This window comes from Actinomycetota bacterium (genome assembly GCA_040755895.1).
Classification (GTDB): domain Bacteria; phylum Actinomycetota; class Aquicultoria; order Subteraquimicrobiales; family Subteraquimicrobiaceae; genus Subteraquimicrobium.
Genome location: JBFMAG010000003.1, coordinates 1 through 11,013 on the forward strand (window position 1 = coordinate 1; position 11,013 = coordinate 11,013).

Here is an 11,013-nt window from a genome sequence, read left to right on the forward strand (position 1 = left end):
AGCTGGTGAATATTGAATTTGATCAAAAGCCGATTGACCCTCTCCTCGATCTCCATTTTTGGATACCTCCTCAACTTTAAGCCATATGCCACGTTTTCAAAGACGGTGCCATTGAAGAGGAGTGGTTCCTGGAAAACCATGACCATTTTTCGCCTCAAGGGCAACTTATCTGTGGAAGGTTCGATGACCATCCCCTGAAAAATGATCTTCCCTTGAGATGGTCTCTCCAACAAATTCAATATTCTGAGCAACGTACTTTTGCCAGCTCCATTGGGTCCAATGATGGCAAAAATCTCTCCCTGATAAATCCTTAACTCATCGATGGACAAGACTCGCTTGCCATCATACTCATGTATTAGGTTTTTTACCTCCAGGTACGGATGATCCACGGAGCAGCTCCCCTTTGCTGAATCTCGGTAAGGATCAGATTAACGATGAAAGCCAAGACTAAAAGAATCACACTTAAAGCTATGGCGATGTCGAAGTGCCCCATTCTGGTCTCCATCACCGTCGCCGTGGTCAAGACCCTTGTTTGACCCTTTATATTGCCTCCCACCATCATTACCGCTCCCACTTCGGAGATAACTCCACCAAAACCAGCCATGATCGCAGCCAGAGTGGGGAGGCGAGCTTCCTTAATGAGGGTCACGAGCATCTGGCCGCGAGATGCTCCCAGGGATAAAGCCTGTAATCTTAACTCCGGATCGAGTTGCTGAATCGCAGCAATCGTCAAACCAGCCACGATTGGTGCAGCGATGAGTACTTGGGCGATGACCATAGCTGTCGGGGTATAGAGTACTCCAAAAAATCCCAGTGGTCCACTCCGCCAGAGAAACATGCACACGAAGAGACCAGCCACTACGGGTGGGAGACCCATGCCCGTGTTGACGGCGGCAACCAAAATCCTCCTCCCAGGAAATGATGTAAGGGCGAGAAACATACCTAACGGAATACCCAGAAGTATGGAGATTAAAACCGCACCACCTGAGACCTTTAGGGAAAGGAGAGCGATCTCTATAACCTCTCGATCTCCGGTGATCAGGAGTAGAACCGCTTTTTTTATGCCTTCCCAGATTAGTTCCATCTCACGCCTCCATTTCAACTATTTCGTCTTTGCTCGCCACTCTCGCGAGTTTGGAGTAAATAAGGGTTGCCCGTATTTTTCCCTACCGAAATCTCCAATGATTTTTTGGGTCTCAACAGAGGTTATCCATTTAATAAACTTCGTGGCTAAATTGTAGTTTACCTTGGGAAATCTCTTTGGATTTACGGCGATCACCCCATAGGGATTGAATAGAACCCTGTCGCCTTCGACCAGAATGGTGAGGTTTATGCTTTCCTTAAGCGAAAGATAGGTTCCCCTGTCCGCGAGGGTATAAGCTCCCTTTTCGTCGGCAACTCGGAGGGTTTCAGCCATGCCCTGACCCGTCGAGATATAGCAATCGCTCGGGGGTTGAATCCCAGCCTTTTCCCAGAGTTTTTTCTCTTTCTTGTGAGTTCCAGAGTCATCGCCTCGAGAAACAAAAAGTGCTCTCTCGTTTACAATCCGTTTTAGAGTGCCAAGGGCATCCATGCCTTTAATTCCAGCGGGATCGGGAGCCGGTCCAACGATGACAAAATCGTTGTACATCACATCTCTCCGGTTCACTCCATCTCCTTGGGCGACGAATTTCTCTTCGGCTTCGCGCGAATGAACCAATAACACATCGGCCTCACCCCTCTCACCCATGGCAATGGCTTCACCTGTTCCCACGGCGATGGTTTTGACCCTTGCATTGTACTTCTTCTCAAAAATGGGGAGAATTTCGTCTAAAAGTCCGGTGTCATGGGTGCTAGTGGTAGTGGCCAGGATTAAAACCCGTTTCTCCGGTTTACATCCCAATAACAGGAAGAAGATTAGCATCAAAATAATTAGCATCCCCAATTTTTTAAACTTCACTTCGATCCCCCAGTTGGTGTTGGCTTGTTTGCTGGTTGGTTTGGGGTTTGTCTCAAAAGCATCCAAGCTCGCAACCGTAAATTTTGATTCCCAGACGATTCGCAGCCCGCCCCACCTCTATGGGGGGAACCTTCAATTTTTCGGACAACTTGCGAGCCTGGGAACAGGAAATTTTACCCTCCCTCGCCTCCTCTTTTACCGCCTTCTCCACTTTATCCGAAACGTAGGCCATAAATTCATCCTCCTCTCCAGCATAGTTTGCTGGTTTGCTTGTTTTCCTCAACCAGCAAACTAACTAACAAGCTAACTACAAAAGAAAAGCACCGCCTCCACGCATATGGATACGGTGCTTTAAATTTATCAAACACTCTCCTTTCCAAACACGGGAGGCCTAGACGTTTCCATCTAAACCCTATCGGTCATCCCCCATAGGCAACCTTAGGGAAAATGACTCGGAGATGATCTTATGTAATTTTACTTTTTATATTCGCTAAAATTTCCTTTTTTCCTGCTTAAAATCGCAAATTTATTTCTCTTCCTCCTCGCTCTCCTCTTCCTCTTTGCCTTTTTCCTTACTTTTCGCCTTTTCTTTTTCCTCTTCGCCCTTACTTTCAGACGCCCTTCTGAGTTCACGTAGACCCGATCCTATGGCCTTACCGAGTTCTGGCAACTTGCGGGGGCCAAAGATTATTAAAACAATTACCAGGATGATTATGAGCTCTGTTGGGCCAAGCCCGAAAACATAAGCGGTCCATAACAAACCATCTAACATTTACATCACGCCTTTTATCCAAATTTTCTTTAGTTTATCATAAATTATACCCACAAGCCAATCTTACTAGAAATTCAACCTAAATCTATAAAGTTCCTGCAAAATAGATGGATCTTTTGGACTTCTTATCTTGAGGAGCCCATCAGTAATTCCCTCTCAATGAGATCGGCTAAACCCTTTACATCATCCATGTCGAAGTGGGGGACTCCCTTATAAAGCTCGGGAGCTGGGGAGCTCGGGAGCTCGGTTTCTACCACGGCGAGTAGTTCCTGGGAAGAACATAGGAGTTCACCCTGGTGAGATCGGTAGACCTCTATCTTGGGCTTATCTTCCCTCTTATACCCCTCGGTGATGATGAGATCCGTATCTCCCGCAAACTTTCCCGAGATCTCATCCAAGGAAAGTTCCCAGTCCACCTTCTTTATCACGGCGACCTTGTGAGGAGAGGAAATGACCACGGTATCCGCTCCAGCCTGAGCATGTCGCCAGGAATCCTTTCCGGGGTGATCGATGTCGAAATCGTGGACATCATGCTTAATGGTGGCTATTTTATATCCCCGCCTTTTAAGCTCGGGAATGAGTTTTTCAATCAAGGTGGTCTTACCGCTATGCGATTTACCGACCACAGAAACTATTGGAACCACCTAATTCTTATCCCTCCTACAATATATTCTGCATCCTAAATTCCAAACAAATTCAAAATCCTAATTTTCTAAATCCAAAACCTGTTTTGACCATTTGAATTTTAAAATTTGATATTGTTTAGTGCTTAGGATTTTGGATTTAAGGGTTTATATCAAAAAGAGCTGCCTCATTCTTAAACGGGCTCTATTTTGAGTATTTATGATCCTCCTACAATAGGATTCTTTCGGGATGGGAATAGATTCTCATCTTTCCCGCCCTGACATAGCCAATTATGGTTACTCCCAGCTTCTCCCCAATTTCCACGGATAAATCGGTGGGGGAACTACGGGAGACAACTACGGGTATCTTTGCCCTTGCTGCCTTTAACAACATCTCTGAGGAGATTCTTCCCGTGCTGAACATCATTTTGTCCTCGGTTTGAATTTGATTCAGGAAGCACTCCCCAAAAATCTTGTCAAAAGTATTATGTCGACCGATATCCTCACTGAAGGAAAGGATGCCATCTTTATCACATAAAGCTGAGCAATGGATGCCTCCCGATTGGCGATAAAGTTCCGCCCTGCCAAGCATATCCTTCATCAGATTTAAAATGGTGTCCTTGGATACCTGGAGCTTTGATTCTATTTTTACCGTTTTAACATCGGATAAGCTGGTAAAAGTGAATCCTCTTCCGCAACCCGAGGTTAAAAACCTTTTATGGAACAATTTTCCCAGCAATGTCTTCTTTTTGGTTTCCACCCAGACTATGCCCTTCTTTTGGTCAACCGTGGTTTGTTTCAAATCTCCTATATCCTTTAGAATTCCTTCGGCATATAGGAAACCTACAGCCAGCTCCCTCAATTTATCGGGCGTAGCCATAACCGTGACCAATTGCTCGTCATTGAGGAAAATGGTTATCGGCTTCTCCGCGGGAAGTGCAGCCTCAGTTGCCTCCCGTTGACCACCTTTCCCCCCTATTACCTGCGACTTTTTGACTTTGGTCATCGATCTCCCTCGGATCGTCTTATTTCACCTTCCTGCGGATGCGCCTTGCCAATTCCAAATCCTGGAAGGTATTTACATTAAAAAAGGATAGAAATTGGGGATCGAATCTTTTCACCTGCTCCACGTTTATATATTTTACCCGAACATCATCGAAAAAAGAAATGATTCTAAAATCTTTCTGGCCGAGCCTTTCTTGAATGGGAGCAATACAATTAGTGGAATAAATGGCGTGAAGAGGTTCCAATCCTTTAGGAGAATGAGGTATTACAATATCCACCCCATCCGTTTCTTTCTCCAAAAACCTCATCAATTCCAAATTCAGGAATGGCATATCGCAGGCGACTACAAAATTATAGAAGCTTTGAGATGACTGCAGACCGGTCAGGATACCACCAAGGGGACCTTGATAGGGAATTTCATCCTGAACTATCTGAAAATCCCAGCTGAAATTCCCAATGCGATAAGCCTGGGGAGTGTTGGTGACGAGGATGATTCCCCCGCATACGCAGGATAATTTGTCCAAAACATGCTCGAAGAGAGTCTTTGAACCTATTTTTAGAAACGATTTATCCTTTCCGATTCTTGAACTTCTTCCCCCTCCCAGGATAATCCCAGTGATTCCCACCACTCTCCTTATACGGATTCACTCATGGTAATTCTATTTTACCAGGTGCTAGGCGCAAGGGACAAGGGACCATTCATCTAATTCGTCTCGGCGATGTATTGTGCTCCGGGTGTATACCCTTGCTTTTTGGCGAAGGCATCCAGATGGACCCCAGCGACATCTTCAATCTCCAGAATGACCTTTCGTTGTAATTCCCGTTCATCCGAGGTCTTAATGTACCTCTTGCACATCTCACATACATCCACGCGATGTCCCCTGTCGCCCTCGGAATAAAAATATTGAAGGGATTCATGATCGCTATTCCCGCAGAAGGGACACTTAACTCTCAAGAAGCACCACTGAGTTCGACAGAGAGAACAGTGCAAAAGTCTTAAACCATCTTCCTCTCGAAACTTTGCAATCAGGGGTTTGTGCCCGCAAATGGGACAAAAACCCTGCCGCCAAAGGGCATGATCGATTTTATCCCGAACCTCCCTGGCGTACCTTTCATAGAAGGGAATGAGCACATTTTGAACTAGAAAGAATAGAATATCCATGTTTAGCTTTACCTTCTTTGAAAATTCCATCAAATACTGAATATCCGTTTGCTTCAACTTCTTAATGAAATCGCTCATTTTTTGGGGCTTAAGCTCTTCAGAGGAAAGGAGTTTGCTAAACTTTCCCTTAAACCTGCTTTTAGCCTTGATGACCTCGCACAATTCTTCCAGTAATTGTCGGAATAGGGTGGAGTCAATGATGATGTCTTCGTCCTTGAGAAGGGGTCTCCCCTCCTTAAGTCTCGCTCTAATCTCCTCTTCATCGAGATAAACCAGGGGCTCAACTCGTGATATATACTTTCGTTGAATCTCGAATATTGCCTGGTAAAAATGGAGTAAGTCACCTAAACCGGGGTTTCGTTTTTTATAGTACTCTATCTCTCTTGCCATCTCGTTTGGGGAAATATCCCTTTGCTTTAAATGGATTTGAATTTGACTCATCTCCTTCCCTAAAATCTTTGTACAAATATGAATTCTAGCTTGGGTTTTCTAATCCTTTAAATAACACCCGAAAGTCTTTGTAGAAGTTTAGAGTTTACTTTACTTTGGCAAAATTTAGGTTTGCACAGTTAAGACCGCCTTTAAGTGAAAATTCAAAGTTAGAGCTCATAAAAAATGGGCACCCATCCACAAAGAACGGGTGCCCATTTTTCTGAATCAAAATTAGGTACTTTCCTTCCCTTTGACCTCCTCATACCACCTCGCCCAATGATACTTCGCTTCCTCCTCGCTCACCGTGCCATCGCCGAACATATATCTCCAAGCCCCTCGGTAAGGTTGAAAGATACCGAGTCCCAAGTAGATGTGTCCAAGGAGGAATACACCGAGGATGATCATCCCCAGTTCATGGAGAGGAAAACTCCACTGTACCAGTCCTTTGGGGAAATTGGCGGGGAAAGCCATGGCAATCCCGGTCAAAATGAGGAGGATGGAACTACCGATGATGAACCAGTCGGCGAACTTTTGCCCCGATTTCAATTTGCCCTGTGGAGGCATCTTCGTCTTCGCACGGAATAGATAAATGGGGAATCTCAGCAACCAGGCGGTGTCATTTTCTTCCCAGGTGAATATGTCCTTAAGGAAATTCACGAACCCCCGCCAGTTGAATATGATCATGAGAATGGGGATGCCGATGAAGAAAACACCACAAACCCTATGGGCAAACCTGGATCCATCGAGTCCCCCAAAGACCGCAGCTAAACCATTTAGTCGGGGCGAATAAAGCGCAAGCCCCGTATAGAAAAGTAGCAGACAAGAGATGGTGTGTGTCCAGTGAAGAAATCTGGAGGCTGCGCTTTGCCTTATAATTCTTCTCCGGCGTCTCACTACTCCTCACCCCCCTCAGTCTCTTGTTCGGGTTTATATCCTATGTTGAGTAGAAAACTAAGTGCGAACGCAGCAACGGCTGCTCCACCTAAGATCGGACCCAGTGGTTTGAGGATGTCCTGCCATAAGACCGCAGAGAGTGGAACCTTGGGCTCCTCCGGAAGATCATAGGTTTTCGCTTTTTCAGCTAGGACATACATCACACCCAATCCATCCAACTCAGTTTCCCCGTAAAGATATGCATCGAGATTGCCGTCCGCTTTGAGAGCGCTCACTCTCTCCCGGCCCAGGGAGACCATTTCCTCCCTCTCACCGAATTGAATGGCTCCAGGGGGACAGGTCTTGGCACAAGCGGGGGTAAGGCCATTTGACACCCGGTCATAGCACATCCTACACTTCTTGACGGTGTTCGTATCCGTGTCATATTGAGGAATCTCAAATGGGCAGTTCTGTACACAATACTTGCAACCGGTGCACTTATCCTCATCGATGACCACCACTCCGAGCTCGGTCTGGTGTGCCGCCCCCGTGGGACATACTTTAACGCAGGTGGCGTCGGTACAATGCATGCATTGCATCTTTCTAAATAGCCATTTTACTTCCCCGTTCTCACTGATCTCCTTGAATTTGAGCTTTGTCCAAGTTTTGGGTGAAAGTTCGGGTGGATTTTCATAGGTCCCCTGACAAGTGGTCTTCTCCGCGGGAAGCTGATTCCACTGCTTGCAAGCTACCTGGCAAGCGCGACAGGCAGTGCACTTTGTGACGTCTATGAGCATCGCCTTTGCCATCTTACTTCACCTTCCTTATATCGCAGAGAAATGCCTTGGATTCCTGGATCATGGTGTTGGCATCACCGATGTGTGGAGTGAGCTGGTTGGCAGCGTAGTTCAGTTTCTTGGGACCCCCGGTGGTATAACCAACGTATCCATAACACCAAGGCAGACCAACTTGATGAATCTTCTTACCATCCACAGTGAGTGGTTTGAATCTCGGAGTGACGATGGCTACGGCTTCAACTTCGCCTCGTGCCGTAACCACTTTCACCCAGTCACCGTTCTTAATCCCCTTCTCCTGAGCGAGTTCTTCACTCATCTCCACGAACATCTCAGGCATGAGTTCCGCCAACCAAGGTTGGTTACGGGTCATGATACCCGTCTGCCAGTGTTCTGTTATCCTGTAGGTGGTGGCGACGAGTGGATATTCATCCGAAGTTCCAACCTTGTCGTCCGGATTAACCTTGTGCCAGAGGAAAATCGCCGGATTTATCTGCTGCCCGGATATAAGATTCTCAGTTGGGCTCTCCAAAGGCTCGTAGTGCTCAGGGAAGGGTCCCTCGGCACACGGGGCAAAGAGCTTGAAGACACCCTCGTTGAGCATGATGGCGGGCAACTTTCCACCCGGGGCATCGGGTGCCTTGGTAACAGCAAAGTCGGGGATATCATTGCCAGTCCACATACCAGGCTTACCAGTCTTGGGATCAACCTTATTGGGATCCCACCAAATCTCCGGCAAATCTGGATTCCATGGCTTACCATCTGGGTCACAGGAAGCTCGGTTATAGAGAATTCTCCTATTAACCGGCCATGAAAATGCCCACTCAAGGTTATTGCCGATACCCTCCGCCTCCGGAGTGCGTCTCTTCATGAGATTCTCGCCGTCGGGAGTGAAGGTACCAGAGAACAACCAGTTACCCGAGGCGGTGGAACCATCGGCATTTAACTCGGTGAAGTTCTTGACCAACTTCTTGTCGACCACGATGTAGCCATGACACTCCTTGGCGACCTCTTCAGGATCCGGTGGAGTACCATAATCCCAGACGAGTTTGGTGACGGCATCGGCATTCGGACCGTCTTCCGCTTCGTAAAGCTTTTTCAGCTCCTTATACAGAAGATCTATTATCTCCAGGTCCGGCTTGCAATCCTCAAGGGGCTCCGCACCCTTCCAACGCCATTGGATCCAGCGACCGGAGTTGGTGATGGACCCTTCCTTCTCCACGGAATCGGCCGCCGGCAGTCTAAAGACCTCGGTTTGAATATCGGTGGGGTCAACACCCGGTCTCTTCCAGAAGGCATTGGTCTCGGTCTCCCACAGGTTGAGGTCGACCAGCCATTCCAGCTTATCCAGAGCCTTACATTCGATGTTCGAGTTCGGTCCACCGACCGCTGGGTTCTGACCGAGGATGATGAAACCCTTGATCACGCCATCGTACATCGCCTCAAACAGGGCTATGTGGGAGTATTTGCCACCCTTGTGACCGGCGCCAACCTTTGGTAGCCAGTCGAAGCGGAAGTCATTCTCCGGCTGGGCGGCTTCTCCCCACCAAGCCTTGAGTAAACTGACGATGTACTTCTCCCCATGCCTCCACCAGGATATCGACCCGGGAAGGATATTCTTTGTGGCTTTACCCACCGTGTACTGATCGGCATACGCCCGGAAGTTGGGGTGTTTCTTGGGATCGGGAACACCGAGATACCCTGGTAAGGTATGCCACAGGAGAGCATGATCGGTCGAACCCTGAACATTTGGCTCTCCTCGCAGAGCATTCACTCCACCACCGGGTCTCCCGATATTCCCAAGAAGCAATTGGAGCATGGCGAAGGCACGGATGTTTTCCGTTCCCACGGTGTGCTGAGTCCAGCCCATGGCATATAGGATGGTCCCAGCTTTCTCGGGATCGCCCGTCTTCGAAAATTCCTTGCATACCTCGAGGAATTTCTCCTTGGGACAGCTAGTGATCTTCTCCACCATCTCCGGTGTGTACCGGGAGGCGTGTTCTTTGAGGAGCTGGAAGACACAATTGGGATCGGTGAGGGTCATATCCCTTAAGGGCTCCGTGACGGTTACCCTCTTCCCCTCTTTGACTTCCGTCACCTCTTTCGTTTGATAGCCCCAGGTCGTCTCGTCGTACTTCCTCTTGGCCTCATCATAGCCCGAGAATAGCCCATCCTTGAACTCGAATTCGGGTTTTATCAAAAGTGAAGCATTTGTGTACTCCTTGACGTATTCTTCGTGATAGAGCTCATTCTCGATGACATAGTTGATCATCCCCATGATGAAGGCAATATCCGTGCCGGCCCGAATTGGGGCATAGATATGAGCCTTGGAGGCTGATCGAGTAAATCGAGGGTCGACCACGATGAGCTTGGCTCCTCTCTCCTCCATGGCTTTGGTGACCCACTTAAAAGCCATGGGGTGGCATTCTGCGGCATTTCCGCCCATGATCATGATGCAATCACTGTTCTTTATATCGATCCAGTGATTGGTCATTGCACCTCTACCGTACGTTGCACCCAACGCTGCCACGGTGGCGGAGTGTCATATACGGGCTTGGTGCTCAATGTAAACGAGACCGAGTGCCCTCATTAATTTGATCCACAGGTAGCACTCTTCATTATTTACAGCCGCTCCACCCAGCGCAGCGATGGATTCGCAACGGTTCACCGTGACTCCATCCTCTGTAGAAATGAAGTACTTGTCCCGGGTCTCTTTGATTCTCCTGGCAATCTGAGGGATTGCCCAGTCCCAAGTCTTATCCTCCCATTCAGAAGAACCTGGGGCACGATATAGAACCTTCTTGTTTCTCAAACCCGCCGTGTCCGCAGCAACCTGGAACATTGATGCACCTTTAGGACAAAGACTCCCAAGATTGATGGGATGATCGGGATCACCCTCTATATTGATGGGGTGCCCATGTTCGGAACTTACAATTGCCCCACAACCACAAGAACAATAAGGACAAATGGTGGGCGCTTCTTTCGCACCCTTGATTCTCAGTTCCTCTACTTCCTCGGCGATCGCCGATACATCAAAGCCAAAACGAAGTAGTGCGGTAGAAGCAAGAGATGCACCGGTAAGTTTGAGAAAACCCCTCCGTGAAAATTTCACCTTTTACACTCACTCCTTTCACAAAAGATTTCTCCCAAGCGAATACCCAAAATATCACCTCCAATCCTCACCAAAAATTTTGGAGGTCTTTAAAGTCACCTTAATAGACCTCCTAAAGTTTAGGAAACGGAAAACATATGAACAAAGGAAAATTTTCAATTTTTCGATACCATCTCTTGGAGCGAAAATTATCACCATTCATAGCTCGATTTTTATTTCTTCATTTGCCAACTATACCCTTATATACAACAAAAAATAAAAATTCCTTCTTTTTCCTATTTTTTAATAAAAATTAATCTTT

Annotated in this window: 12 protein-coding genes and 1 riboswitch; all 12 genes read right to left on the bottom strand. The window is 47.3% G+C overall.

Annotation, left to right across the window (positions count from 1 at the left end; all coding sequences use genetic code 11):
• Positions 1-389 (bottom strand): ATP-binding cassette domain-containing protein (locus AB1466_00065; protein MEW6188499.1); only part of this gene is annotated, 389 nt, incomplete at its 3' end.
• Positions 365-1,084, bottom strand: a complete 720-nt coding sequence (locus AB1466_00070; protein ID MEW6188500.1) for an ABC transporter permease — start codon at positions 1,082-1,084, stop codon at positions 365-367. The genes AB1466_00065 and AB1466_00070, both read right to left, overlap by 25 nt.
• A gap of 18 nt (positions 1,085-1,102) precedes the next feature.
• Positions 1,103-1,939 (bottom strand): substrate-binding domain-containing protein, encoded by an 837-nt coding sequence (locus AB1466_00075; protein ID MEW6188501.1) that lies wholly within the window; start codon positions 1,937-1,939, stop codon positions 1,103-1,105.
• A 52-nt stretch (positions 1,940-1,991) separates the two neighbouring features.
• Positions 1,992-2,171, bottom strand: a complete 180-nt coding sequence (locus tag AB1466_00080) for a hypothetical protein (protein MEW6188502.1) — start codon at positions 2,169-2,171, stop codon at positions 1,992-1,994.
• Positions 2,172-2,292: 121 nt separating this feature from the next.
• Positions 2,293-2,409: riboswitch (molybdenum cofactor riboswitch) on the bottom strand.
• A gap of 56 nt (positions 2,410-2,465) precedes the next feature.
• A complete protein-coding gene (gene tatA, locus AB1466_00085; protein ID MEW6188503.1) occupies positions 2,466-2,711 on the bottom strand; it encodes a twin-arginine translocase TatA/TatE family subunit in 246 nt (81 codons plus the stop codon).
• A gap of 125 nt (positions 2,712-2,836) precedes the next feature.
• Entirely contained in the window at positions 2,837-3,355 is a 519-nt protein-coding gene (gene mobB / locus AB1466_00090; protein ID MEW6188504.1) for a molybdopterin-guanine dinucleotide biosynthesis protein B, read from the bottom strand.
• 208 nt (positions 3,356-3,563) lie between these two features.
• Positions 3,564-4,340: a formate dehydrogenase accessory sulfurtransferase FdhD gene (gene fdhD / locus AB1466_00095; GenBank protein ID MEW6188505.1), complete on the bottom strand. Its 777-nt coding sequence runs from the start codon at positions 4,338-4,340 to the stop codon at positions 3,564-3,566.
• A gap of 19 nt (positions 4,341-4,359) precedes the next feature.
• Positions 4,360-4,968 (bottom strand): molybdenum cofactor guanylyltransferase, encoded by a 609-nt coding sequence (locus AB1466_00100; GenBank protein ID MEW6188506.1) that lies wholly within the window; start codon positions 4,966-4,968, stop codon positions 4,360-4,362.
• A gap of 74 nt (positions 4,969-5,042) precedes the next feature.
• Entirely contained in the window at positions 5,043-5,942 is a 900-nt protein-coding gene (locus tag AB1466_00105) for a formate dehydrogenase accessory protein FdhE (GenBank protein MEW6188507.1), read from the bottom strand.
• A gap of 222 nt (positions 5,943-6,164) precedes the next feature.
• Positions 6,165-6,827: a cytochrome b/b6 domain-containing protein gene (locus tag AB1466_00110; protein ID MEW6188508.1), complete on the bottom strand. Its 663-nt coding sequence runs from the start codon at positions 6,825-6,827 to the stop codon at positions 6,165-6,167.
• Positions 6,827-7,615, bottom strand: coding sequence for a 4Fe-4S dicluster domain-containing protein (locus AB1466_00115; protein ID MEW6188509.1), 789 nt, complete (start codon positions 7,613-7,615; stop codon positions 6,827-6,829). Before AB1466_00115 ends, AB1466_00110 begins: the two co-directional genes overlap by 1 nt.
• 1 nt (position 7,616) lies before the next feature.
• Positions 7,617-10,712, bottom strand: a complete 3,096-nt coding sequence (fdnG, locus tag AB1466_00120; protein ID MEW6188510.1) for a formate dehydrogenase-N subunit alpha — start codon at positions 10,710-10,712, stop codon at positions 7,617-7,619.
• Positions 10,713-11,013: the final 301 nt, after the last annotated feature.

Bases quoted from the DNA above. Each gene is read 5' to 3' on its own strand.
- AB1466_00070 (MEW6188500.1), bottom strand. From the start codon at position 1,084: ATGGAACTAATCTGGGAAGGCATAAAAAAAGCGGTTCTACTCCTGATC.
- AB1466_00080 (MEW6188502.1), bottom strand. From the start codon at position 2,171: ATGGCCTACGTTTCGGATAAAGTGGAGAAGGCGGTAAAAGAGGAGGCG.
- tatA (MEW6188503.1), bottom strand. From the start codon at position 2,711: ATGTTAGATGGTTTGTTATGGACCGCTTATGTTTTCGGGCTTGGCCCA.
- fdhD (MEW6188505.1), bottom strand. From the start codon at position 4,340: ATGACCAAAGTCAAAAAGTCGCAGGTAATAGGGGGGAAAGGTGGTCAA.
- AB1466_00105 (MEW6188507.1), bottom strand. From the start codon at position 5,942: ATGAGTCAAATTCAAATCCATTTAAAGCAAAGGGATATTTCCCCAAAC.
- AB1466_00115 (MEW6188509.1), bottom strand. From the start codon at position 7,615: ATGGCAAAGGCGATGCTCATAGACGTCACAAAGTGCACTGCCTGTCGC.